Below are 24345 nucleotides of genomic sequence, written 5' to 3'. Positions count from 1 at the left end.
GCTTGACCGAAATTACTCCGACCCTTCTGGATACGTCAATATGCTTGACCTTAAAAATCCGACTTCCCAGCAGATGGCCATGGAAGCGTTTTTCTTCGGCTACCAGGCGTTCACCGCCAAGGCCGATGAAATGCTCGAGCGCCGTGGGTTGAGCCGGGTGCATCAGCGCATCGTTTTTTTCGTCGCCCGGTATCCGTCCCTCAGCGTGAAGGAATTGCTGGCCCTGCTGGGCGTCACCAAACAAGCCCTGAACATGCCGCTGCGGCAACTGATGGAAATGCATCTGGTCAACAGCGTCGCGTCCGAGACCGACAAGCGTAAGCGGCTGCTGGAGTTGACCGCAGAAGGGGCACGATTCGAACAGGCGTTGCGGCGCGAACAGGTGAAATTGCTGGAGCGGGTGTTTGCCGAAGCCGGGGAAGCGGCGGTGAATGGGTGGCTGGCGGTGAACATGGCGCTGGGCAAGGGTCAGGTATCCGCCGACTGATATCAATTCAAGTCATGCATGGCCTGAGCTATCCATCGCGAGCAAGCTTTGCTCCCACAAGATGATCCGTATCTGTGGGAGCAAGGCTTGTCCGCGATAGCGCCCTCCCAGGCGATATATCCATATCACCAAACATTTCGTCGACAAAACAGAAAACATTATTTGCTTTATTTGTATACAAAAGCATAATTCGCTTCGTGCGAGTTCCTGACCAACAGGTCAACTACTTCGCCAGCCTTACCTGCCTCAAAGCGCGCGAGTCTCCCCCCGCAAGGCCTGCGACGCTGGAAATAACAATAAAACTGTTGAGGAGTACTCGCTGTGGAAAGCCGCAAACCCGAAGCCCGGACGCTGGACCTCTCGCCGCCATCAAGCAATGGCTGGCTGGAGCGCATCTTCAAACTCAGCTTGCATGGCACCACGGTGAAGACCGAGCTGATCGCCGGCCTGACGACCTTCATCACCATGGCCTACATCATTTTCGTCAACCCCAACATCATGGCCGACGCCGGCATCGACCACGGCGCGGCGTTCGTCGCCACCTGTATTGCCGCAGCCCTCGGTTGCCTGTTGATGGGCCTGTATGCCAACTGGCCGGTAGGCCTGGCACCGGGCATGGGCCTGAATGCCTTCTTCACCTACACCGTGGTCGGCACCATGGGTTACAACTGGGAAACAGCGTTGGGCGCGGTGTTCATTTCCGGCGTGCTGTTCATGATCCTGACCCTGTCGCGGGTTCGTGAGTGGCTGCTCAACAGCATTCCGGTGAGCTTGCGGTTCGCCATGGGTGCAGGGGTCGGGTTGTTCCTCGGACTGATCGGCCTGAAGACCGCCGGAATCATCGTCGACAGCCCCGCCACCCTGATCAAGCTCGGCTCGTTGCGCGAACCCGGCCCGCTGCTCGCCGCCGTGTGCTTCCTGATGATCGCCGTGCTCAGTTATCACCGGGTGTTCGGCGCGATCCTGATCAGCATCATCGCCGTGACCCTGGCCGGCTGGGGCCTGGGCCTGGTGCAGTACAATGGTGTGATGTCGACGCCGCCGAGCCTGGCACCGACCTGGATGGCGATGGATGTGGCCGGCGTGTTCAACGTCAGCATGATCAGCGTGGTGCTGGCCTTCCTGTTCGTGCACATGTTCGACACCGCCGGCACCTTGATGGGCGTGGCCCAGCGTGCTGGTCTGGTGAAGCCCGATGGCCGGATCGAGAATCTTTCCCGCGCCCTGAAAGCCGACAGCGCTTCCAGCGTATTCGGCGCCATGGTCGGCGTACCGCCGGTGACCAGTTACGTGGAAAGCGCTGCCGGTGTCGCGGCGGGAGGCCGGACAGGGCTTACCGCGGTGACCGTCGGCGTGCTATTTATTGCCGCCATGTTCTTCGCACCGCTGGCGGGGATGATCCCCGCTTATGCCACGGCCGGAGCCTTGATCTACGTCGCCATGCTGATGATGGGCGGCATGGCCCATATCGAATGGGACGAGCCGACCGACAGCATTCCGGCCATCGTCACGGCCATCATGATGCCCCTGACCTTTTCGGTCGCCGACGGTATTGCACTGGGTTTCATCACCTACGTGGTACTCAAGGCCGGCACCGGTAAACGCAAGGAAATTTCTGTCAGCCTGTGGGTGCTCTGCGCGATCTTCATCGCCAAGTTCATCTTCTTGTAAGCAACACCGTATCCACCCCGCCTCACCCTTCGGGTGAGGCTTTTGTACATCAGGAGCAAAGCAATGAATCTGGAAACCTGGCTGCTGTTCAGTGGCGCCGCGCTGGTGGTGATCCTCATCCCCGGGCCCCTGTCGTTGTTGATGATCGGCAACAGCCTGAACTACGGCCTGCGCCGCTCGTATCCGGCGTTCCTGGGCGGGGTGATCGCCTCGATCTGCTTGTTGAGCGCCTCGGCGCTGGGGCTTGGGGCGTTGCTGCTGGCCTCGGAGAAGCTGTTCAGTGCCCTGAAAATCGTCGGTGCGCTGTACCTGTTCTACTTGGCTTGGCAGAGCTGGCAGCAATCGCGACAGCCCTCCCCAGGCGCCGAAGTGCCCCAGGGCGCCGCCGTCCCGCGCTTTCGCGCGCTGTTTGGCCGGGCATTCATGCTGGGCGCCAGCAATCCGAAAGACATCCTGTTCTTCGCCGCGTTCCTGCCGCAGTTCCTGAGCGCCGGGCAACCGTTCCTGCCCCAACTGTTGATCATGATCGCCACCTGGACCGTCCTCGACCTGCTCTGCAAGTTGGCCTATGGCCTCGGCGCCCACGGCGCGGCGCGGTACCTGCGCACTGGTAAAGGCCAGAGCTGGTTCAATCGCGTCAGTGCTGGCCTGTTTGGAGGCGCGGGCGCAGCGTCGCTATTGTCCGCCCACTGAGTGGCAAAACGAGGCAACAACCCATCGATATACACCGTTCAGGAAAACATCTTACATAGAGGGCCATTCAATCATCGTTGAACAAGGACGTTCACAATGGCCAAGGTTATTCAGCCCTCCTCCGTTTATGCCGAGCACGGCATCGTCATTACGGATATAGGTTTGCACGCCAATGCGCGCACAACCGAAACGCTCGATTTCGAAGTTGCCGATCAATCGCAGCTCAGCTCAGAACTCAAGCAGCGACAGGCGCAACTTGAAGTTGTGGATAAACTTTACGGCCCGTTCCACATCGGCTCTGTGACCGTCACCCGTTCAGCCCTGAATGCACTCGGCGCAACAACCGACGGACAGCCCTTGAACGGCGAGAATACTTTTTTCCGCATTCCCAATCGCTTTTTCCTGAACTCACTGCAGCTCAACGCCCGTGATATCGAAACCCGTATAACACTCACCCGCGATGCAAACGACTACCGGCTGCCAACGTTGCTGTTCGAAATGGCGAGCCAACGGTCACGCTCCGCGCAATCATTGTTGCGGGAAGACCTTGAGATGCAGGCCGAACCGAGTCGTTATCGGAACACGCTCGAAAGACTGTTGAACGCGGCCCGGAACCTCGACACCCAAGTGCTGGTGCAGCGGTCATCCAGCTGGATCAACCAGGCCAAGAGCCAGATCCTCATTCCCACGGGCCTGGGACTCCAGGCTTTCGGAATCTACAGCGGCCTGCGCGGCCTGCAAGACGCCATCCGGGACAAGGACGCCTACCAGACCCTGTTCAACGGGACCAGCGTGGCCGCCGAGGTGGCGTCCATCGGTGTCGAAGCGCTGGTGACCCGCCAGGCCACCCAGATGATCAAGGCCGGCCAGCGCTCCCTGGAGGATTTCGCCAAAACGACCTTCGCCATCAGGTTGGCGCGTGGCAGTGGCCTGCTTGCCAGCGTGCTGACGCTTCCTTTCGATATCATCGCCGCGGTCGACTCGTTCAAGGCCGCCGCCGGCTCCACCGGCCGCGAGGCCACCGACCACTACGTCAACGCAGCCTTGAGCGTGACCAGTGCCACCATGGCCGTGACCCTTGGCGTCGCGGCGCTGGCAGGGTTTACGTCAGCGGGTCCTGCGGGTCTGGCCGCAGGGCTTATCCTGGTGGTCGGCTCACAGATCTGGGGCGCGATCCGTCAAGTCGATGAAATCGACGACTACCTACAACTCACCGTCCACGAACGCCTTCGCACGGGCTGGCTCGCCTTCTGGACGATCAGCCCCGATGACGATATCCAGGACCGCTATACCGTCGCCAAGGCGGCCGCTGAACATACAAAGCGGCTCCAGGCCAACGCCTTGAACTTGCTCGGGGGGCCGTTGAAAGACAGCACCGAAGCGATCGTAAACGGAAAGTTCACCGTAGAACTCGAACGAGTGACCTACAACACCCGAAGTTGGTGGACCGGCGAAAGGTATCAGGCATCCACTGTGCGTCCCCGGATCAAGGACAGCGATGATTGGTTTGATGCCCGCAGTGGCGTAACGGCTGAGACGCCCGGTGCAGTTATCGGGACGGCGGCAGACCATAAAGGCATCCAATGGTCTATCGGCGGCGGCAATGACACTGTCCTGGGCGTTGAAAACAAGCCAAACGTCTTCCATTACGGGGCAGGCGTCAAGACACTCACCGGTGGCGCAAAAGATGATGTTTTCATTTTTGAAAGGGCGCCAGAGATCGTCGCCAGCAACCAGACGCCCCAACCTAACCGCCTGATGGGTGGCGCAGGCAATGACACGCTGATTCTAGCCGGCGGTGCCAGCGACAGTCAGGAGACGCGCCTGGGTTATCAGGTCGATCTGGCCGCAGGGCAAGTCAGCGTCATCACCCAAGCCCCTCATGGAACAACGAGCGGCGCCTATCGTTCTACTGTCCTTGAAAGCATCGAACATATCGAAATACTTGAGGGCGGAACCAACGTCATCAAGGGAACGGCCGGCTCGAACATCATCAAATCCCGCGGTGACGACTCCATTGAGGCCGGCGCGGGAAATGACCGGATTTTCATCCTCAGTGGCAATAACCGCAACGCAGACGGTGGCCCAGGCGATGATGTCTACGCCATTGCCCATCGGCCAGGCCATGTATCGATCAGCGAAGACGGCGTGGGCAATAGTGTCATCGCACTGGACTGGCGAGCGGATCTGATTGAAAGCTGGGCAATTGAGGCCGGCAATCTGGTGATTACCTCCGGGTTCGATTCGAACGACTGGGACGTTCGCATAGTTACGATCAACAACGTCTACAGCGATACCGGGTATCCAAGAGCTCTGCGCAACAGCAAGCTGACTTTTATCACCAAAGATGGTTTCCACTGGCTACCCGACCTGCCCGACAGTATCGAACATGGCAACCGGCTCTCCATCGAAGCCATCATGGTGCAACAAGGAACGCCGCGAAACCCGGCCATCCTGAATGATCGAAGCGAGCAATCAATCGACCACGCCAAAGATACGAGCTATTACGTTTCCCGTCTTATTGAGTTCACTACACTCAAGGTCAAACAAAAAAGTGAATACTCCACCACAGTCCACCTGGACTACGTCCACTCCGAGTTGACACGAATCGAGGCCCATTACAACGCCCACGTCATTCCGGAAGACGAATCGGACACTGTGAAATATGGTGAGTGTGGCCTGACGCTGCACTTTGGCAAGCGCCGGATCGTCCTGAATAACCTGGCAAGTTCCGATGAACGTTATACCGCGCGCAAAAACGCCTCGGGACGACGCGCATTTTCCGCCCTCGGTCCGAATCATACTTTGATCCTGATCATGAATGACGGCTCATCCTATCGTTTGCTCCTGCCCTCCCCCGACTACGGCCTGTTACTGGACAACCAGTTCATAAACAAGGACCCGGTACAATGGAAAACGCCAATATCACTGCCACTCACGCCGACAAAAAAGAAATACGCCTATCTTCAGCCCTTGGATAAAAAGCCCTATTACATGGGCAACCGGGCGACCTGCGCCCTGCTCACTTCAGCCGCCGTACAAGCGGGTGTCGAAGTCCTGATTGGCCAAGGCTCCAGCTACCTTGTCCACTTGGGCACGAACATGACGCTACGTCTCTCCACGCCAGGCGCACTGGCCAGCGCCAACCCCCGCTTACCCCAGGCCTCCTTGTGGGAGTTCGACGCTACACAGCTCGGCCAGGTCGAGATAAAACTGGCATCCAACCTGCTGCAAATCGGTGGAACGGTCATTCATCTGCCCGCTTATGAAGTTGACGACCTTGTGGACCAGATACGCGTTATCACTACACAAGGTGTCGTGTATGCGGTCAACAGCTTGTTCGAGAGCGTTTATGTAGAAGCCCTGGATGGTCGGTATTTTGCGCCCACGCTCGACCCCGATGCAGCGTTGCCCCTGGAACTTTCCAGGTTGTCGTCCGAACAACTGAGGGTCTTCAATGTTGCCGTCAAGGACGGCACTCCCGGTGCCCTGAGCTATCACCTCAAGACACGCAAGTGGACCCTGGATACAAATAAGTCTCGGGTTATTACGGCGCAGGATCTTAGAAAAACAAACGTGTGTGACCACCATCTCAAGATCTATCAGGAGGTGGCCCGGGAAGGCCTCAGCCAACATCCCCCCTTGGACGACGAGTCACTGCGTTTATTGCGGGAACAATGCACCAAGTTAGTAGAGGGTTTAACGCCGAGCAAGTCGTTGATGCTCGCCCAGGCAATCATCTTGGGGCCGCCATTTGCCAGGGAGTTGCCTTATATGAACTGGATACTCTCGTCGGACAAGGCCCTATCCAACCCGGCATAGCCTCATGCAGGTTTTTCCAGATATTTAGTTCAAACGCAATATATATGTAGTGCACCTGCGCGGGCCTTTTCCATGAACATCTTCAAGGCGACGATCAGCCATCTGTTTCAAGTCATATTCATTATTGATATCCAAGAGCCGAACTTCCAATGAGTCCAAGAAAAAGCACCCGCCCCAATGTCTCAACTTCGTCCTCCGATACATCCCGCACCAGTCGCGATACAACGCCGGAAAGTTCACCCAGGGGTCCCATGAGGACGGAAGGAACGGACCAGGTATCCGTCTCGCCGTCGGGAAGACACACCGAAGCGTCAGAATCTCAGCCCACGACCTTCCAGGTATCCGAAATCACACAACAGGCGTCCGCCCAAGGTCAGGCCGTCCCGGTGTCGCTGGACAATTATCACCTTTCACCCGAACTGGTCCCCCTGTTATCAGCGCCAGACGCGACCTCTGGCATCCGGACGTTCAGGACACGCACCTACGTCGAGCTGGAAGACGGTGCAACGGTGTTGCTGGGTCGCGATGCCGAACAGAACTACCGGGCCCGATCAAGCACCGAGCTCATCGCCTCCGGACCACGCCTGGAACAAGTGGAAGGCAGTCTCCTGTGGCGACGGGTTCCCCAGCCCATCGAGCCGGGCAGCAGTGACTCCCCCCAGACCATCACCCTCCACAGCCTGTCGGACGATGAACTGTCCGAAGGGCCCGCGCCCAAACGCCAGCGCACGACGTCGCCTCCTCCGCAAAGTGAAGCAGCTGTGCAAGGCCCGGCGGTCTTCAAGCGGGATTGGGCGTTCAAACCCACGCTGACACTGCCCCATTTCATCACCGTGAACGATGTTCACTACAAGGTGATGAGCCGCATGGAAGCTCGAGATTACCCGATCCTCTACATTCAGCCGCCCACTCATCCCGCCTATGATTTCGATGTGCTGGAGGCCATCCTCAGGCATACGCCTGACGAACAGCCCAGGGCTGTCATACGCGTCCCACCGGATAATCACTGGGAGATTGACGCCAGGCTGCCCTTCGAAAAACCCCTGACGGCTTACGTCAGGGACGTTTTCCCGGAGGTCACGACCGTGACCCTGGAAAACATCGCCAGAAAGCAATTCGAGCTGGCCAACAGCTCGACTTACGCCGACGCAGCGGGGCTGACCGCACTCAGGCAGATTTTCCACAGCTGGAAACAAGCCACTCCTTCACCGCACCCGCAATGGAGCGATCCATTATTGATGCTCTCGGTTCTGCCAACCTCTTCAGGCACTACAAGCACCTCGCGCGCGATCGAGCTGCCCTTCCCGTCCACGACGGGCACCTTGAACCGGCTGGACTTCGACCCCATGCGGTTCCGACGACAGTGGGATTACTTCCTCTCGACGTATTCGACGGTGGACTTCAAACGCTTCATGGCCGACCTCCTGAGCCGTCATGGCTATACGGTCATGGAACCCAACAACTTCAACAGTTTTCCGGCATTGGTCTTTCGGCGCACAGGGCATGACTATCTGTTTTTCATGAGCCTGCACCGCACCCGGATCCCGAAGCTGTCCCTGCCCACCCACACCAACCCCAACACGACCGGCATGAACCTGGAAACCCAGGTCGGCGACGCCGCCGCGCAAGCCGTCAAGGACGCCCATGCCGCCAACAAGATCGTCTGGCTCAAGGGCGGCTCCCAGATCCTGCCTGGCCACGCCGACACCGTCTTCATCATCCGGGACGACAATGCCCGGCTGTAACAGGCAGGCAAAAAAAGCCCGCAGTGTGAGCGGGCGAAAAACCAAAGAGGCGCCATGCGCAGGCGCTTCCAGGAGCAAGCGGCTGCCTGGGGGTCAGCTGCCGCGATAGGTTGAATAGGCGTAGGGCGATATCAGCAGGGGCACGTGGTAGTGCTCCTGCTCGGCAGAAATGCCGAAGCGCAACACCACCACGTCAAGGAAGGCCGGATCGGGTAATTGCACTCCCCGGGCGCGGTAGTAATCGCCAGCGTGAAATTGCAACTGATAGACCCCCGAACGGTAGTCCTCCCCTTGCAACAGCGGTGCATCGCAACGGCCATCGCTGTTGGTCGACGCGCTGGCGACGAGGTGCAGTTGCGGGCCTTCCACACGGTACAGCTCGACCTTGATCGAGCTGCCCGGGCAGCCATGTGCAGCATCCAAAACGTGAGTAGTCAAACGTCCCATTGATTGTGCGCGCCTCGCTGCAGGGCAGTCCGGCCCGACGCCTCCTGATCAGTTGAAAGACAAGCCGCACCATTTCAGAGCATGAAACGCTGCGGCGATACGCAAATTAAGACATTTTAAATAGAAATTGTACACAATAAAAAACACATATTTGCCGCGCCCTTTCCCCGCTCGTCCTTAAGCTCGGGTTCCGGCCAAACCAGAGGATACACGGCTCCTCTAATGATTAATTGACCAACCCGGCAGATTTCTTGCAGTGTAGGGCCAGCCAGGGGTGCGGTGAAAAATGCAAAAAATCAGGCTTACAAATCGCGCATAAAGTTGTATACAATCAACCCATCGCCGTGACGCCAGCTTTGCTTCATCGCCCGGGCGCCACCTACATGGTACGAACAAGAAGGAAGACTGCAGTGAGCGCTGACTATCCACGCGACCTGATCGGTTACGGCAGTAACCCTCCCCATCCCCACTGGCCGGGCAATGCCCGCATCGCCCTGTCCTTCGTGCTCAATTACGAAGAAGGCGGCGAGCGCAACATCTTGCATGGCGACAAAGAGTCCGAAGCGTTCCTTTCGGAAATGGTCGCGGCGCAACCGCTGCAGGGCGAGCGCAACATGAGCATGGAGTCGCTGTACGAGTATGGCAGCCGCGCCGGTGTCTGGCGGATCCTCAAGCTGTTCAAGGAATTCGATATCCCGCTGACCATCTTCGCCGTGGCCATGGCCGCCCAGCGTCATCCGGACGTGATCCGTGCCATGGTCGCCGCCGGTCATGAAATCTGCAGCCACGGCTATCGCTGGATCGACTACCAATACATGGATGAAGCCCAGGAGCGCGAGCACATGCTCGAAGCGATCCGCATCCTCACCGAAATCACCGGCGAACGCCCGCTGGGCTGGTACACCGGCCGCACCGGTCCCAACACCCGCCGACTGGTGATGGAAGAAGGCGGTTTCCTCTACGACAGCGACACCTACGACGACGACCTGCCCTACTGGGAACCGAACACCCCCAACGGCAAGCCGCACCTGGTGATCCCGTATACCCTCGATACCAACGACATGCGCTTCACTCAGGTGCAGGGGTTCAACAACGGCGACGACTTCTTCCAATACCTCAAGGATGCCTTCGATGTGTTGTATGCCGAAGGCGCCGAAGCCCCGAAGATGCTTTCCATCGGCCTGCACTGCCGTCTGATCGGCCGTCCGGCCCGCCTCGCCTCCCTCAAGCGTTTCCTCGAATACGCCAAGAGCCATGAGCAGGTCTGGTTCAGCCGTCGCGTCGACATCGCCCGCCACTGGCAGCAGACCCACCCGCATCCTGGAGCCTTGAAATGACCGCGTTCCAGACCCTCAAGCCGTCGACCTTGAGCCGCGAGGCGTTCGTCGACGCCTTCGCCGACATCTACGAACACTCGCCATGGGTCGCCGAGAAAGCCTTCGACCTGGGCCAGGACCCGTCGATCGACGAGATCGAAACCCTGCACCAGCGCATGAGCGACATCCTTTTGAGCGCCGATCACGCCAGCCAGTTGGCCCTGATCAACGCTCACCCGGACCTGGCCGGCAAAGCCGCCGTGCAGGGCCAATTGACCGAAGCCAGCACGAACGAACAGGCCGGCGCCGGTATTCACCAATGCACGGCCGAAGAGTTCCAGCGCTTCACCGAGCTGAACGACGCCTACAAGGCCAAGTTCGAGTTTCCCTTCATCATGGCGGTAAAAGGCAGCAACCGGCATCAGATCCTCGCGGCGTTCGAAACCCGCATCCATAACCCGGTGGACACCGAGTTCAAATGCGCGTTGGCGGAGATCAACAAGATCGCGCTGTTCCGACTACTGACCCTTTAGCGAGCAGCCTGAACGAGGCCAGCAAGCATCCCCAGCCAACTTATTTAAAGGCAGACAAGAAGAATGAAAGCTTACGCCGTACCTTTCGAGAAGTTCGTCAACCTGGCCGACGCCCGTCTCGGCACGAAGATCATCTCCGTCACCGACGACTGGTTCGCCGACGCCAACCGCCTGTTCCAGCCAACGCCGGCCGTATGGAAGGAAGGCGTGTTCGATGACAATGGCAAGTGGATGGACGGCTGGGAATCGCGTCGCAAGCGCTTCGAAGGCTACGACAGCGCCGTGATCCGCCTGGGCGTAGCGGGATCGATCAAGGGCGTGGACATCGACACTTCATTCTTCACCGGCAACTACCCACCGTCGGCGTCCCTGGAAGCCTGCTTCCTGACCGAAGGCGAGCCGGACGACGACACCCAGTGGACCGAAGTGCTGTCTGCCGTCGAACTGCAAGGCAACAGCCACCACTACCATGAAATCAGCAACGACCAGGCCTTCAGCCACTTGCGCTTCAACATCTACCCCGATGGCGGTGTGGCCCGGTTGCGGGTCTACGGCATTCCGTACCGCGACTGGTCGGCCGTCGGCGACAACGAACAGATCGACCTGGCCGCAGCCCTCAACGGTGGCCGCGCCCTGGCTTGCTCCGACGAGCACTTCGGGCGCATGAGCAACATCCTCAACCCGGGTCGTGGCGTCAACATGGGCGACGGCTGGGAAACCGCCCGGCGCCGCACGCCGGGCAACGACTGGGTCATCGTCGCCCTGGGCCATGCCGGCGAGGTCGAGAAAGTGATCGTCGATACCCTGCACTTCAAGGGCAACTACCCCGACAGTTGCTCGATCCAGGGCGCCTTCGTCAAGGGCGGCACCGACAGCCAGATCGAAACCCAGTCGCTGTTCTGGCGCGAGCTGCTGCCAAGCCAGAAACTGGAAATGCACGCTGAACATACCTTCGCCGAGCAGATCAAGGCCCTGGGCCCGATTACCCACATCCGCCTGAATGTGTTCCCGGATGGTGGTGTGAGTCGCCTGCGGGTATTGGGCAAGGTCGCGAAGTGACACGATGATCGTTCCCACGCTCTGCGTGGGAATGCATACGGTGACGCTCTGCGTCGCAAAGCGGACGCAGAGCGTCCGGTGAGGCGTTCCCACGCAGAGCGTGGGAACGATCAAATCAAGAGATTAAGAAGACCAGCATGCGCACACTCAAGATCGAACCCTTGACCAAAGAAGCCTTCGCCCCCTTCGGTGACGTGATCGAAACCGACGGCAGCGATCACTTCATGATCAATAACGGTTCGACCATGCGCTTTCATCGCCTGGCGACGGTTGAAACCGCCACGCCGGACGACAAGGCGATCATCAGCATCTTCCGCGCCGACGCGCTGGACATGCCGTTGACCGTGCGCATGCTGGAGCGCCATCCGCTGGGCAGCCAGGCGTTCATTCCGCTGCTCGGCAACCCCTTTCTGATCGTGGTCGCGCCACTTGGCGATGCACCTGTATCAGGCTTGGTCCGCGCCTTCGTCACCAACGGCAGGCAGGGCATCAATTACCATCGCGGCGTCTGGCACCACCCGGTGCTGACGATCGAAAAGCGGGATGACTTCCTGGTGGTTGATCGCAGTGGCACAGGCAATAACTGCGATGAGCATTTCTTCGAAGAGGATGAGTGTTTGATCCTCGATCCCCACCAATAAGAGAAGCGTCCGATCACGCGAGAACAAGCGTGACGGGCGAGAGGTAACGACTGTGGAAGCACATTTGCTGGAATGGCTGAACCTGAGTATCCGCTGGGTTCATATGATCACTGGCGTGGCCTGGATCGGCGCGTCGTTCTATTTCGTCTGGTTGGAAAACAACCTCAACCGCGTCAACCCCAGGAGCGGCCTGGCCGGAGACTTGTGGGCCATCCACGGCGGCGGCATCTACCACCTGGAAAAATACAAACTCGCACCGCCGTCCATGCCGGATAACCTGCACTGGTTCAAGTGGGAAGCCTATTTCACCTGGATGTCGGGTATCGCGTTGCTGTGCGTGGTGTTCTACTGGAACCCGACGATCTACCTGCTGGCTCCCGGCAGCAGTTTGAGCGGGCCCGAAGGCGTTGCCCTGGGCATCGGTTCGTTGTTGGTCGGCTGGTTCGTCTATTCCTTTCTCTGCGACTCGGCCCTGGGCAAGCGCCCTGCCCTGCTCGGCGCGATCCTGTTCGCCCTGCTGATTGCCGCGGCCTACGGGTTCAGCAAGGTGTTCAGCGGTCGCGGTGCCTACCTGCATGTCGGGGCGGTCATCGGCACAATCATGGTCGGCAACGTGTTCCGCATCATCATGCCGGCACAGCGTGCGCTGGTCGCCGCTATCGCCGAGAACCGCACACCCGATCCGGCGCTGCCGGCCAAGGGCCTGCTGCGCTCGCGCCACAACAACTACTTCACCCTGCCCGTGCTGTTCATCATGATCAGCAACCACTTCCCGAGCACCTACGGCAGCCAGTACAACTGGCTGATCCTCGCCGGGATCGCAGTGGCGGCGGTGTTGGTGCGTCATTACTTCAACACCCGCCACGACAGCAACCGGTTTGCCTGGACGCTGCCGGTCGGCGCCCTGGCAATGATCTGCCTGGCGTATGTCACCGGGCCCAAGCCCGTGTCCACCGCCCCGGACGTGGCCAAGGCTTCCGCCGCCATCGAGTACCAACCGCTGCCGGAAACCGCCGTGGGCGGTGGCGCCAAGCCGCAAACCGCGCCGGCACAGCCTGCCGCAGCACCTGCCCAGGCCGCCAATGCCCAGGGCCCTTCGTTCGAGAAGGTGCACAGCGTGATTCAAGAACGCTGCTCGGTCTGCCATTCGGCCAAGCCCACCAGTCCGCTGTTCAGTGCGGCTCCGGCCGGGGTGATGTTCGATACGCCACAGCAGATCCAGCAACAGGCCGCGCGCATCCAGGCCCAGGCCGTGGCCACCCAGATCATGCCCCTGGGCAACATCACCCAGATGACCCAGCAGGAACGGGACCTGATCGGCGCATGGATCACCCAAGGCGCGCAGACCAACTGAGTGACCCTGTGCGGTCTGATTGAACCCGTTACGCACACTACCCGCTGACAGGCGACCGGTCGCCTGTCAGCGACTCCCTGCATCTCGACAAACAGTGCCCCAGACAGTTGAACGAGCTTTTCGGGAACCTCTCCAGGCTCGCTCACCCGTATTTGCCACAAGCAAAAACCTGACCGAACGGATGTTTTATCTGGAGAAAAAGGCGCCACACCAGAGCGCTGACAAAAAAAGCGGTACCACCTACCTTGGGAGCAAACCGAATGAAACGCACGTGCACCAGCCTGATACTCGCAGGATCCTTGCTGGCCGGCGGCCAAGCCATGGCCGACGATCTGTTCCAATGGCAGAACAACAGCCTGACCTACCTCTACGGCAAGGATTTCCAGGTCAACCCACGCATCCAGCAGACGGTGACCTTCGAACACGCCGACGCCTGGAAATACGGCGACAACTTCTTTTTCCTCGACCGGATCTTCTACAACGGCAAGGAGGACGGCCAGTCGGGGCCGAACACCTACTATGGCGAATTCAGCCCGCGCCTGTCGTTTGGAAAGGTTTTCGACCAGAAGCTGGAAGTAGGTCCGATCAAGGACGTGCTGCTGGCGATGACCTATGAATTCGGCGAAGGCGACAACGAGTCCTACCTCGTCGGCCCTGGCTTCGACCTGGCGATCCCTGGCTTCGATTACTTCCAGCTGAACTTCTACAACCGCCACACCGAAGGCCCGCGGGCTGGCGACAACGTCTGGCAGATCACCCCGGTCTGGGCGTACACCATCCCCGTGGGCTCATCCGACATCCTGATCGACGGCTTCATCGACTGGGTGGTGGACAACGACAGCAATGCCAAGGGCAGCTCCCACGCCAATCTGCACATCAACCCGCAGATCAAGTATGACCTGGGCAAGGCCCTGAACCTGGGTGCCAAGCAGCTGTATGTGGGTGTGGAATATGACTACTGGAAGAACAAGTACGGGATCGAAGACAGTGATGGGTTCAAGACCAACCAGAGCAATACGAGCTTCTTGCTGAAGTATCACTTCTGATTACCCACCTTGATCCTGGATACACAGAGATTCTTGTGGGAGCTGAGCTTGCTCGCGATAGCGGTGGATCAGGCTAGGTAAGTGCTGGATGTACCGCCGTCATCGCGAGCAAACTCGGCTCCCACGGGGTTATGGGTGGGTTGAGATTTCACGTTCGCCATAGATCCCTTGTGGGAGCGAGCCTGCTCGCGATGGCGGTGGATCAGGCTAGGTAAGTGCTGGATGTACCGCCGTCATCGCGAGCAAGCTCGGCTCCCACGGGGTTATGGGTGGGTTGAAATTTCGCGTTCGCCATAGATCCCTTGTGGGAGCTGAGCTTGCTCGCGATAGCGGTGGATCAGGCTAGGTAAGTGCTGGATGTACCGCCGTCATCGCGAGCAAGCTCGGCTCCCACGGGGTTATGGGTGGGTTGAAATTTCACGTTCGCCATAGATCCCTTGTGGGAGCGAGCCTGCTCGCGATGGCGCCGGGTCGGCTTTCATCACCCTCGGGCCAACCCCAGGAACCGGCTCAGTTCATCGCGCTGGGCCAGCGCATCCTGGCGACCCAGCTCGATCAGTTCGTTGCAATACCCCGCCTCGAACAGCAGATAGCTCAACACTCCGGCGCCGCTGGTCTTGGTTGCGCCCGGCCCGCGCAGGAATAACCGCAGCGCACGGGGCAGTTCCTGGCGATGGCGGGCGGCAATTTCATCAATCGGTTGGCTCGGCGAAATCACCAGCACCTCCACCGGCGCCGCGCCCAGGGAGTGGGCCGGCACGTCATCGGGCAGCAAGTGACTGAACCCGTTCAGACGCTGAAGCAACTCGATATCGCTTTCCAGACTGTCGATGAAGGTACTGTTGAGCAAGTGCCCACCGATCTGCGCCAGGGTCGGTTGCAGACCGGTATAGCTGCGCGCCACCGGCTCCGCGGCAGCGGGTCCACGGGGGTTGCCGCTGACGCCGATGACCAGCACCCGGTTCGCACCCAGGTGTAACGCCGGGCTGATGGGCGCCGATTGGCGCACCGCGCCGTCGCCGAAATACTGCGGGCCGATCTTGACCGGCGCGAACAGCAGGGGAATCGCCGAACTGGCCATCAAATGCTCGACCGACAGCACGGTCGGCACGCCGATCCGACGGTGCCGCAACCAGGCGTCAATGGTCCCGCGCCCCTGGTAGAACGTCACGGCCTGGCCGGACTCATAACCGAACGCAGTCACCGCCACTGCACGCAATTGGTGCTCTGCGATGGCCTGCGCGATACCCGAAGCCTGGAACTGTGACTCAAGCAAATCACGCAGCGGGGAGCTGTCGATCAGCGCCACCGGCAACCTGGTGCCCAGGCCCAACAAGCTATGGCCAAGGAAACGTCTCGCCTGGGCAATAACCCCCCACCAGTCGCTGCGCATGACCTGATGGCTTCGCACGGCCTGCCAGAACGCGGTCAACCGCTCGATGGCCGTTTTGAAGTGCATCGCCCCGCTCGCCAGGCTGACCGCGTTGATCGCCCCCGCCGAGGTGCCGACGATCACCGGAAACGGGTTCTGCGCCTCGTCCGGCAACAATTCGGCAATCGCCGCCAATACCCCCACCTGATACGCCGCCCGAGCCCCGCCGCCGGAAAGAATCAAACCTGTCACCGGTTCAGCTGGGATCATCGCAACACTCCGTGCTCATGGATGGGAACTACTGGCTCAACCGCGCTTGTCGTACAGCTTCGGTTCGCCCGGCGGACGACTCTTGAAACGCCGGTGGGCCCAGAGGTATTGCTCGGGGCAGTCGCTCACCGACTGCTCCACCCACCGATTGATACGGATGCAGTCGGCTTCCTCGGTCTCACCTGGAAAATCCTCCAACGACGCCTGGATCACCAGGCGATAGCCACTGCCATCGGCCAGGCGCTCCTGGACGAACGGCACCACCAGCGCCTTGCCGAGACGGGCGAACTTGCTGGTGGCGGTCACCGTTGCCGCCTGGATGCCGAACAATGGCACGAACACACTCTGCTTGGCGCCATAATCCTGGTCCGGTGCATACCAGATCGCCCGGCCGGCACGCAGCAACTTGAGCATGCCACGTACATCTTCACGCTCCACCGCCAGGGAGTCGAGGTTGTGCCGTTCACGGCCCCGGCGCTGGATGTAGTCGAACAGCGGATTCTTGTGCTCACGGTACATGCCATCAATGGTGTGCTGCTGGCCGAGCAAGGCCGCGCCGATTTCCAGCGTAGTGAAATGCAGGGCCATCAGGATCACGCCCTTGCCATCGCGCTGGGCCTGCTTGAGATGTTCCAGCCCTTCCACATGAGCCAGCTTGGCCAGCCGCGAACGCGACCACCACCAGCTCATGGCCATTTCGAAGAAGGCGATACCGGTGGAGGCAAAGTTTTCCTTGAGCAGACGCTTGCGTTCAGCCGCGGACTTTTGCGGAAAACACAGCTCCAGGTTGCGGCTGGCGATGCGCCGTCGGTCGCCGGCCACCCGGTACATCAGCGCCCCCAGGACACGACCGACCCGCAACAGCAACGGGTAAGGCAACTGAACGATCAGCCACAACAGCCCCAGGCCGCACCATAGCAGCCAGAAACGCGGGTGAAAAAAGGCACTTCGAAAACGCGGGCGATCCATTACAGCTTCCATAAAGACATGGGCCGCGCATTCTACATCGTTCGACCCGGCTTGCGGCTCGCGGACGATCTCGTTATAAGTCTCGGCACTTTTAGTGACAAGCCGTTGTACGCCGACCATGAGCCAAACCGAACCGCTAGACCAAGATCCCGTGTTCCAGCTGAAGGGCAGCATGCTCGCCATTACGGTGCTGGAGCTTGCCCGTAACGACCTGGAGGGCCTTGACCGGCAGCTCGCGGCCAAAGTCGCCCAAGCGCCGAATTTCTTCAGCAATGCCCCGCTGGTGCTGGCCCTGGACAAGCTGCCGGCCACCGAAGGCTCGGTGGATCTGCCGGGGCTGATGCGCGTTTGCCGCCAACACGGCCTGCGCACCCTGGCTATCCGTGCCAGCCGCATCGAGGACATCGCCGCCGCCATCGCCGTGGACATTCCGGTGCTACCACCATCCGGCGCCCGGGAGCGCTTGCTGGAGCCGGCGCCGGCCGAAGCGATAAAGAAACCGGAAAAACCACCGCAGCCAGAGATCAAGCCGACCCGCGTGATTACCTCGCCCGTGCGCGGCGGACAGCAGATTTATGCCCAGGGTGGCGATCTGGTAGTAGTGTCCTCGGTCAGCCCGGGGGCGGAACTTCTGGCCGATGGCAACATCCATGTATACGGTCCGATGCGCGGCCGCGCGCTAGCCGGCGTCAAGGGCGATACGAAAGCCAGGATCTTCTGTCAGCAATTGAGCGCTGAACTGCTCTCCATCGCCGGGCAGTACAAGGTTTCCGAGGATTTACGCCGCGACCCGCTGTGGGGGGCTGGCGTCCAGGTCAGCCTGTCGGGCGACGTGTTGAACATCATTCGGCTTTAACGGATACTGCCGCATTTTCCAAGCATCTCTAAAACGTAGCGAAAACGGCTAAAACGACGTAGGAAAAAGGATCAGGCAGCGTTTACCGGAGGTAAACCCGGCCCAGCACCCTATTCCAGCCAAGCCTGTCCAATTGCAGCCGTTTTCAAGAGATGTTTTTCAGGGACTGACAAAGTCCTTTTTCCTTAGGGGTGAAACACCTTGGCCAAGATTCTCGTGGTTACATCCGGCAAGGGTGGTGTGGGTAAGACCACCACCAGCGCCGCTATCGGTACCGGTCTCGCGCTGCGCGGCCACAAGACTGTCATCGTCGACTTCGACGTCGGCCTGCGTAACCTCGACCTGATCATGGGTTGCGAGCGACGCGTGGTCTATGACTTCGTCAACGTCGTCAATGGCGAAGCGAACCTGCAACAGGCCCTGATCAAGGACAAGCGCCTTGAGAACCTCTACGTCCTGGCCGCCAGCCAGACCCGCGACAAAGACGCGCTGACCCAGGAAGGCGTGGAAAAAGTCCTGATGGAGCTCAAGGAACAGTTCGAGTTCGTGGTCTGCGACTCCCCGGCCGGTATCGAAAAAGGTGCCCACCTGGCGATGTACTTCGCTGACGAAGCGATTGTCGTGACCAACCCGGAAGTGTCCTCGGTACGTGACTCCGACCGCATGCTGGGCCTGCTGGCGAGCAAATCCCGTCGCGCCGAGAAGGGCGAGGAGCCAATCAAGGAGCACCTGCTGATCACCCGCTACCACCCGGAGCGCGTGGAAAAGGGCGAAATGCTCGGTGTCGAAGACGTCAAGGAAATCCTCGCGGTACGCCTGCTCGGCGTGATCCCGGAATCCCAGGCGGTGCTCAAGGCCTCCAACCAGGGCGTCCCGGTAATTCTCGACGACCAGAGCGACGCCGGCCAGGCCTACAGCGATACTGTCGACCGCCTGCTGGGCAAAGACCTGGAACACCGGTTCCTCAACGTCGAGAAGAAGGGATTCTTCGAGCGCCTGTTTGGAGGTAGGTAATGAACCTTTTTGACTTCTTTCGTGCCAACAAAAAGCCCAGTACCGCCTCGGTCGCGAAAGAGCGTCTACAGATCATCGTGGCGCACGAACGCGGCCAACGCAGCACCCCGGACTACCTGCCCTCGTTGCAGAAGGAACTGGTCGAAGTGATCCGCAAGTACGTCAATATCGGCAACGATGACGTACATGTCGCACTGGAAAGCCAGGGTAGCTGCTCGATTCTGGAACTCAATATCACTCTGCCGGATCGCTGATCGATCCAGCAGGAGCCACGGCGGCTCGGGCCTCGCCCTATGTGGGAGCGGGCTTGCTCGCGAAAGCGGTAGTTCGGACACATTGTCATTGAATGTGCCGCCGTCTTCGCGAGCAAGCCCGCTCCCACACAGGGACAGGCCCGAGCCGCCGTTGGCGTTTGTACCGAGACTGTTTTCAATGCCCCTGTCCAACATCCGCATCATTCATCAGGACGCCGCCGTCCTGGTGGTCGACAAGCCGACCCTGCTGTTGTCCGTGCCCGGCCGGGCCGACGACAACAAGGACTGCCTGATCACCCGCCTGCAGGAAAACGGTTACCCGGAAGCACGAATCGTGCACCGATTGGACTGGGAAACGTCCGGAATCATCCTGCTGGCCCGGGATCCAGACACCCATCGCGAACTGTCCCGACAGTTTCATGACCGGGAAACCGAAAAGGCCTACACCGCGTTGTGCTGGGGTCAGCCGGAGCTGGACAGCGGTAGCATCGATCTGCCCCTGCGCTACGACCCGCCAACCAAGCCTCGTCACGTGGTCGACCATGAGCACGGCAAGCACGCCCTGACCTTCTGGCGCGTGCTGGAACGTTGTGGCGATTGGTGCCGGGTCGAACTGACGCCCATCACCGGACGCTCACACCAATTGCGCGTGCATATGTTGTCCATCGGCCATCCGCTGCTGGGTGACGGCCTCTATGCCCACCCGCAGGCCCTGGCCGCCTGGCCTCGCCTGTGCCTGCACGCCAGCATGCTCAGCTTTACCCATCCGCAAAGCGGCGAGCGCCTGCGCTTCGAGTGCCCGGCGCCGTTCTGAAGGATTGCGGTGCTCTCATCGCGAGCAGGCTCGCTCCCACAGGCATTTGCGCTGAACACAGAATTTGTATTCGACGAAGATCCCCTGTTGGAGCGAGCCTGCTCGCGATGACGGCGGCACAACCAACGTAGACTTCAACCCTCTCCCTATCAACAGCCAATACGGTAAACTCCGCCCATTGCTGTCTGGAGCTATTTATGCGCGCAGAGTTGAACCAGGGCCTGATCGACTTCCTCAAGGCCTCCCCTACCCCGTTCCATGCCACCGCCAGCCTTGCCCAACGCCTCGAGGCGGCGGGCTATCAGCGCCTCGACGAACGCGAGACCTGGGCCACCGAAGCCAACGGTCGCTATTACGTCACGCGCAACGACTCTTCGATCATTGCCTTCAAGCTGGGCCGCAACGCGCCGCTGCACGACGGCATCCGCCTGGTCGGAGCCCACACCGACAGCCCTTGCCTGCGGGTCAAGCCTCAGCCTGAGCTGCAACGTCACGGGTTCTGGCAACTGGGGGTGGAAGTGTATGGCGGTGCGCTGCTGGCACCATGGTTCGACCGCGACCTGTCCCTGGCCGGACGCGTCACCTTCCGCCGGGACGGCAAGGTCGAAAGCCAGCTGATCGACTTCAAGGCACCCATTGCCACGATTCCGAACCTGGCCATTCACCTCAATCGCGAAGCCAACCAGGGCTGGGCCATCAACCCGCAGAACGAATTGCCGCCGATCCTTGCCCAGTTCGCTGGCGACGAGCGCGTCGACTTCCGTGCCGTGCTCACTGACCAGTTGGCCCGCGAACACGGCCTGAACGCCGATGTGGTGCTCGATTACGAGTTGAGCTTCTACGACACCCAAAGCGCCGCGATCATCGGCCTGCATGGCGACTTCATTGCCGGCGCCCGCCTTGACAACCTGCTGTCGTGCTACGCCGGCCTGCAAGCCTTGCTCAACGCCGACTCGGAAGAGACCTGCGTGCTGGTGTGCAACGATCACGAGGAAGTGGGCTCCTGCTCGGCCTGCGGCGCCGATGGCCCGATGCTGGAGCAGACCCTGCGTCGCCTGCTGCCGGAAGGGGAAGAGTTCGTACGGACCATCCAGAAATCCCTGCTGGTTTCTGCAGACAACGCCCACGGTGTACACCCCAACTACGCCGACAAACATGACGCCAACCACGGTCCCAAGCTCAACGCCGGGCCGGTCATCAAGGTCAACAGCAACCAGCGCTACGCTACCAACAGCGAAACCGCCGGGTTCTTCCGCCACCTGTGCATGGCCGAAGAAGTGCCGGTGCAGAGCTTCGTGGTACGCAGCGACATGGGGTGCGGCTCGACCATCGGCCCGATCACCGCCAGCCAGTTGGGCGTACGCACCGTGGACATCGGCCTGCCGACCTTCGCCATGCACTCGATCCGTGAACTGTGCGGCAGCCATGACCTCGCGCACCTGGTGAAAGTGCTGAGCGCGTTCTACGCCAGTCGTGAGTTGCCGTAACCACGCCACACCCTGCAGGAGCTGCCGCAGGCTGCGATCTTTTGATTTTGATCTTTTTGTAGAGATTCAAGTGTCTGGGGGAAGATCGCAGCCTCGCTTCGCTCGGCAGCTCCTACACTGACCTTATCCCCCTGACAAGGTCACCACCATGATTCCCTCGTCCATCTTCAACGCCATGCTGGTGCCCATCCTCGCCGGCATGATCCTGTTGGCCATCGGCTTCAATTTTCGTGACAAGAATGTCGGGGTCTTCGCCATGTGGATCGGCATGATACTGATCCTCGCCACCGTCCTGTTCAGGATCATGAGCAAGCTCAACGAATCATTGTGACCCGACGTCCAGTACGTCTACTCCGACATGAATCGCATCGTGTCGCCAGAACTCCAGGTCGCAGTCGATCAACCGTTGATGCTGGTCATAATTGACCCGCGCAATCCGCAACCCGGGGCTGCCGACCGAGACCTTCAGCGCCGCCGCGGCTTCAGGCTGTAGAGACGTGGGTACGATTTCGAATTTCACCCGGCCGTAGTGCAGATCGTAATGACGGGCGTACAACTCGGTCATGGACTGGTTGAGATCGAACCCGAGGATGTCGGGAAAATACTGCGGGTTCAGGTAATGCTCGACATACAGCACCAGACGCTCGTCAATACGCCGCACGCGGCAGATCTGGATCACACTCGACAACGCCGGCAATTGCAACCAGGCGCACACCGCCGCCGAGGCCGGTTGCAGGCGGGCCGAGATCACCTGGGTAGATGGCACCCGTCCCTGGGCCGTGACCATGGCGTGGAAATGGCTGCGCTGCATCAGGTTATAGGCCAGACGTGGCGGCGAGACGAACCAGCCCCGGCGTTCCTCGCGATAGATCTGCCCCTGGGCTTCGAGCTGCAACAAGGCTTCACGCACGGTAATGCGCGTGGTCCCGAACAACTCACTGAGCTTGCGCTCGGCCGGCAACTTGCTGCCGGGAGCCAGCAACCCATGGTCAAGCTGCTCCTGCAGGACCTGCCCGATAGCTGTCACCGCTTTGGTTGTCTCAACGCGCATCAACGTTACCTATCTGGACTAGACCAGCACTGTTTCGGGGCGAAATCGGTGAAGCCACCGAGCCATTTTAATTCCTGCAAGCCTAGGCACTGCACATGACTGGCAGATGACAGAACCGCCGAACGGTCGAACCACAGACGTGCAAATTTGCGGCCAAGTCCTTTCATATCAGCCGTTTAACCATGGTCTACGCTTAGCTATCAGCCACTGCGCACGAGCCGGGTCGGTGTGGATGCTTCCACCGCCGACATCAAAATGTCACAGGGCTCACCTACATTGGCTCAGGTATTGCTGACCTAGACCAACATAACCGCCAACACAACCGCAATCGCAGCGTTGAAAACGCCCATAGGAGCTTCGGATGAAACAGCTTTTCCTGGCATCACTGTTAGGCTCGACCATTGCCATGTGCACTGCCGCCATGGCCGCTGATACCGATCTGAAAACGTTGGAAGCCGCTGCGAAAGCGGAAGGCGCCGTGAACAGCGTCGGCATGCCCGATGACTGGGCGAACTGGAAAGGCACCTGGGAAGACCTGGCCAAGACCTACGGGCTGAAACACGTCGACACCGACATGAGCTCGGCCCAGGAAATCGCCAAGTTCGCCGCCGAGAAAGACAACGCCAGCGCCGACATCGGCGACGTCGGCGCGGCCTTCGGCCCGATTGCCGTCAAGCAGGGTGTGGTTCAACCGTACAAGCCAAGCACCTGGGGCCAGGTTCCGGACTGGGCCAAGGACAAGGACGGCAACTGGGCCCTGGCCTACACCGGCACCATCGCGTTCATCGTCAACAAGAAGCTGCTGCATGGTTCCGAAGCTCCCACCAAATGGGCTGATCTCAAAACCGGCAAATACAAGGTATCCATCGGTGACGTGAGCACCGCGGCCCAGGCTGCCAATGGCGTACTGGCGGCGGCACTGGCCAACGGTGGCAACGAGAAGAACCTGCAACCGGCCCTGTTGATGTTCGCCGAGATCGCCAAGCAAGGACGCCTGTCCATGGCCAACCCGACCATCGCCACCATGGAAAAGGGTGAAGTCGAAGTGGGCGTGGTCTGGGACTTCAACGGCCTGAGCTACAAGGCCAAGATGGCCAACCCGGATGATTACGTCGTGCTGATTCCATCCGACGGCTCGGTCATCTCCGGCTACACCACCATCATCAACAAATACGCCAAACACCCGAATGCCGCCAAGCTCACTCGCGAGTACATCTTCAGCGACGCCGGCCAGATCAACCTGGCCAAAGGCAACGCCCGGCCGATCCGCGCCGAGCACCTGACACTGCCGGAAGAGGTCAAGGCCAAGCTGCTGCCGAACGAGCAGTACAAAGGCGTGACCCCGATCAAGGACGCGGACGCCTGGGAGAAGACCTCCAAGGCACTGCCACAGAAGTGGCAGGAAGAAGTGATCATCAATATGCAGTAAGGCGGTAGCTCCCGC

General features: G+C 60.0%; 22 protein-coding genes. 18 read left to right on the top strand and 4 right to left on the bottom strand.

The window, feature by feature from the left end:
- Nucleotides 1-40: 40 nt before the first annotated feature.
- From AD665_RS01855 to AD665_RS01835, 5 genes are all read left to right on the top strand, one after another.
- The gene (locus AD665_RS01855; RefSeq protein WP_024779647.1) at nt 41-487 is read left to right on the top strand and encodes a MarR family winged helix-turn-helix transcriptional regulator; all 447 of its coding nucleotides are present in this window, start codon (nt 41-43) and stop codon (nt 485-487) included.
- 321 nt (nt 488-808) lie between these two features.
- Nucleotides 809-2158 (top strand): NCS2 family permease, encoded by a 1350-nt coding sequence (locus tag AD665_RS01850; protein WP_024779646.1) that lies wholly within the window; start codon nt 809-811, stop codon nt 2156-2158.
- Nucleotides 2159-2221: 63 nt separating this feature from the next.
- Nucleotides 2222-2851: a LysE family translocator gene (locus AD665_RS01845; protein ID WP_053190655.1), complete on the top strand. Its 630-nt coding sequence runs from the start codon at nt 2222-2224 to the stop codon at nt 2849-2851.
- 96 nt (nt 2852-2947) lie between these two features.
- Nucleotides 2948-6673, top strand: coding sequence for a calcium-binding protein (locus tag AD665_RS01840; RefSeq protein WP_053190653.1), 3726 nt, complete (start codon nt 2948-2950; stop codon nt 6671-6673).
- Between the two features lie 386 nt (nt 6674-7059).
- On the top strand, nt 7060-8418 hold the full coding sequence (locus AD665_RS01835) for a hypothetical protein (protein ID WP_055136924.1): 1359 nt from the start codon (nt 7060-7062) through the stop codon (nt 8416-8418).
- A 93-nt stretch (nt 8419-8511) separates the two neighbouring features.
- Here the strand turns inward: AD665_RS01835 and uraH are convergent, their stop codons facing one another.
- A complete protein-coding gene (uraH, locus tag AD665_RS01830; RefSeq protein WP_024779641.1) occupies nt 8512-8865 on the bottom strand; it encodes a hydroxyisourate hydrolase in 354 nt (117 codons plus the stop codon).
- Between the two features lie 410 nt (nt 8866-9275).
- On the opposite strand from uraH, the gene puuE reads away from it, so the two are divergent.
- The 6 genes from puuE to AD665_RS01800 all read left to right on the top strand — a co-directional run bounded on the left by puuE (nt 9276) and on the right by AD665_RS01800 (nt 14814).
- Complete coding sequence (puuE, locus tag AD665_RS01825; protein ID WP_053190649.1) at nt 9276-10202, top strand: allantoinase PuuE; 927 nt, start codon at nt 9276-9278, stop codon at nt 10200-10202.
- Nucleotides 10199-10714 carry a 2-oxo-4-hydroxy-4-carboxy-5-ureidoimidazoline decarboxylase gene (gene uraD, locus AD665_RS01820; protein ID WP_024779639.1) on the top strand — a complete coding sequence of 172 codons (516 nt, stop codon included), beginning with the start codon at nt 10199-10201 and terminating at the stop codon, nt 10712-10714. Before puuE ends, uraD begins: the two co-directional genes overlap by 4 nt.
- A gap of 63 nt (nt 10715-10777) precedes the next feature.
- On the top strand, nt 10778-11773 hold the full coding sequence (gene alc, locus AD665_RS01815) for an allantoicase (protein ID WP_053190647.1): 996 nt from the start codon (nt 10778-10780) through the stop codon (nt 11771-11773).
- A 137-nt stretch (nt 11774-11910) separates the two neighbouring features.
- Nucleotides 11911-12414 (top strand): ureidoglycolate lyase, encoded by a 504-nt coding sequence (locus AD665_RS01810; RefSeq protein ID WP_024779637.1) that lies wholly within the window; start codon nt 11911-11913, stop codon nt 12412-12414.
- A 52-nt stretch (nt 12415-12466) separates the two neighbouring features.
- Nucleotides 12467-13768, top strand: coding sequence for a urate hydroxylase PuuD (locus tag AD665_RS01805; protein ID WP_053190645.1), 1302 nt, complete (start codon nt 12467-12469; stop codon nt 13766-13768).
- Between the two features lie 260 nt (nt 13769-14028).
- Nucleotides 14029-14814, top strand: coding sequence for an outer membrane protein OmpK (locus AD665_RS01800; protein ID WP_053190643.1), 786 nt, complete (start codon nt 14029-14031; stop codon nt 14812-14814).
- Nucleotides 14815-15295: 481 nt separating this feature from the next.
- Here AD665_RS01800 and AD665_RS01795 read toward each other — a convergent pair whose 3' ends face one another.
- Together AD665_RS01795 and AD665_RS01790 are read right to left on the bottom strand one after the other, a co-directional pair.
- Nucleotides 15296-16456 (bottom strand): patatin-like phospholipase family protein, encoded by a 1161-nt coding sequence (locus AD665_RS01795; RefSeq protein ID WP_053190641.1) that lies wholly within the window; start codon nt 16454-16456, stop codon nt 15296-15298.
- Nucleotides 16457-16492: 36 nt separating this feature from the next.
- Nucleotides 16493-17425 (bottom strand): lipid A biosynthesis lauroyl acyltransferase, encoded by a 933-nt coding sequence (locus AD665_RS01790; RefSeq protein WP_053190639.1) that lies wholly within the window; start codon nt 17423-17425, stop codon nt 16493-16495.
- Between the two features lie 118 nt (nt 17426-17543).
- On the opposite strand from AD665_RS01790, the gene minC reads away from it, so the two are divergent.
- From minC to AD665_RS01760, 6 genes are all read left to right on the top strand, one after another.
- Nucleotides 17544-18281, top strand: a complete 738-nt coding sequence (gene minC / locus AD665_RS01785; protein ID WP_024779632.1) for a septum site-determining protein MinC — start codon at nt 17544-17546, stop codon at nt 18279-18281.
- 201 nt (nt 18282-18482) lie between these two features.
- Nucleotides 18483-19295: a septum site-determining protein MinD gene (gene minD / locus AD665_RS01780; protein WP_024779631.1), complete on the top strand. Its 813-nt coding sequence runs from the start codon at nt 18483-18485 to the stop codon at nt 19293-19295.
- Nucleotides 19295-19549 (top strand): cell division topological specificity factor MinE, encoded by a 255-nt coding sequence (gene minE / locus AD665_RS01775; protein WP_007960071.1) that lies wholly within the window; start codon nt 19295-19297, stop codon nt 19547-19549. Before minD ends, minE begins: the two co-directional genes overlap by 1 nt.
- Nucleotides 19550-19727: 178 nt before the next feature.
- Nucleotides 19728-20363 carry an RluA family pseudouridine synthase gene (locus AD665_RS01770; protein ID WP_003204542.1) on the top strand — a complete coding sequence of 212 codons (636 nt, stop codon included), beginning with the start codon at nt 19728-19730 and terminating at the stop codon, nt 20361-20363.
- Between the two features lie 197 nt (nt 20364-20560).
- Entirely contained in the window at nt 20561-21850 is a 1290-nt protein-coding gene (locus AD665_RS01765; RefSeq protein WP_024779630.1) for a M18 family aminopeptidase, read from the top strand.
- 148 nt (nt 21851-21998) lie between these two features.
- The gene (locus AD665_RS01760) at nt 21999-22181 is read left to right on the top strand and encodes a hypothetical protein (protein WP_024779629.1); all 183 of its coding nucleotides are present in this window, start codon (nt 21999-22001) and stop codon (nt 22179-22181) included.
- Here the strand turns inward: AD665_RS01760 and AD665_RS01755 are convergent.
- Nucleotides 22173-22901: a UTRA domain-containing protein gene (locus tag AD665_RS01755; RefSeq protein WP_053190637.1), complete on the bottom strand. Its 729-nt coding sequence runs from the start codon at nt 22899-22901 to the stop codon at nt 22173-22175. The two genes, AD665_RS01760 and AD665_RS01755, sit on opposite strands and share 9 nt — an antisense overlap.
- Nucleotides 22902-23262: 361 nt before the next feature.
- On the opposite strand from AD665_RS01755, the gene AD665_RS01750 reads away from it, so the two are divergent.
- Nucleotides 23263-24330 (top strand): ABC transporter substrate-binding protein, encoded by a 1068-nt coding sequence (locus AD665_RS01750; protein WP_053190635.1) that lies wholly within the window; start codon nt 23263-23265, stop codon nt 24328-24330.
- Nucleotides 24331-24345: the final 15 nt, after the last annotated feature.

Source organism: Pseudomonas corrugata (genome assembly GCF_001269905.1).
GTDB classification, from domain to species: domain Bacteria; phylum Pseudomonadota; class Gammaproteobacteria; order Pseudomonadales; family Pseudomonadaceae; genus Aquipseudomonas; species Aquipseudomonas corrugata.
This window is presented reverse-complemented; position numbering and strand designations above follow the sequence as displayed.

Excerpts from the sequence above, each read along its gene's own strand:
- AD665_RS01855 (WP_024779647.1), top strand. The coding sequence starts at position 41 with ATGCTTGACCTTAAAAATCCGACTTCCCAGCAGATGGCCATGGAAGCG.
- AD665_RS01845 (WP_053190655.1), top strand. The coding sequence starts at position 2,222 with ATGAATCTGGAAACCTGGCTGCTGTTCAGTGGCGCCGCGCTGGTGGTG.
- AD665_RS01840 (WP_053190653.1), top strand. The coding sequence starts at position 2,948 with ATGGCCAAGGTTATTCAGCCCTCCTCCGTTTATGCCGAGCACGGCATC.
- uraH (WP_024779641.1), bottom strand. The coding sequence starts at position 8,865 with ATGGGACGTTTGACTACTCACGTTTTGGATGCTGCACATGGCTGCCCG.
- uraD (WP_024779639.1), top strand. The coding sequence starts at position 10,199 with ATGACCGCGTTCCAGACCCTCAAGCCGTCGACCTTGAGCCGCGAGGCG.
- alc (WP_053190647.1), top strand. The coding sequence starts at position 10,778 with ATGAAAGCTTACGCCGTACCTTTCGAGAAGTTCGTCAACCTGGCCGAC.
- AD665_RS01810 (WP_024779637.1), top strand. The coding sequence starts at position 11,911 with ATGCGCACACTCAAGATCGAACCCTTGACCAAAGAAGCCTTCGCCCCC.
- AD665_RS01800 (WP_053190643.1), top strand. The coding sequence starts at position 14,029 with ATGAAACGCACGTGCACCAGCCTGATACTCGCAGGATCCTTGCTGGCC.
- AD665_RS01795 (WP_053190641.1), bottom strand. The coding sequence starts at position 16,456 with ATGATCCCAGCTGAACCGGTGACAGGTTTGATTCTTTCCGGCGGCGGG.
- AD665_RS01790 (WP_053190639.1), bottom strand. The coding sequence starts at position 17,425 with ATGGATCGCCCGCGTTTTCGAAGTGCCTTTTTTCACCCGCGTTTCTGG.
- minC (WP_024779632.1), top strand. The coding sequence starts at position 17,544 with ATGAGCCAAACCGAACCGCTAGACCAAGATCCCGTGTTCCAGCTGAAG.
- minE (WP_007960071.1), top strand. The coding sequence starts at position 19,295 with ATGAACCTTTTTGACTTCTTTCGTGCCAACAAAAAGCCCAGTACCGCC.
- AD665_RS01770 (WP_003204542.1), top strand. The coding sequence starts at position 19,728 with ATGCCCCTGTCCAACATCCGCATCATTCATCAGGACGCCGCCGTCCTG.
- AD665_RS01765 (WP_024779630.1), top strand. The coding sequence starts at position 20,561 with ATGCGCGCAGAGTTGAACCAGGGCCTGATCGACTTCCTCAAGGCCTCC.
- AD665_RS01760 (WP_024779629.1), top strand. The coding sequence starts at position 21,999 with ATGATTCCCTCGTCCATCTTCAACGCCATGCTGGTGCCCATCCTCGCC.
- AD665_RS01755 (WP_053190637.1), bottom strand. The coding sequence starts at position 22,901 with ATGCGCGTTGAGACAACCAAAGCGGTGACAGCTATCGGGCAGGTCCTG.
- AD665_RS01750 (WP_053190635.1), top strand. The coding sequence starts at position 23,263 with ATGAAACAGCTTTTCCTGGCATCACTGTTAGGCTCGACCATTGCCATG.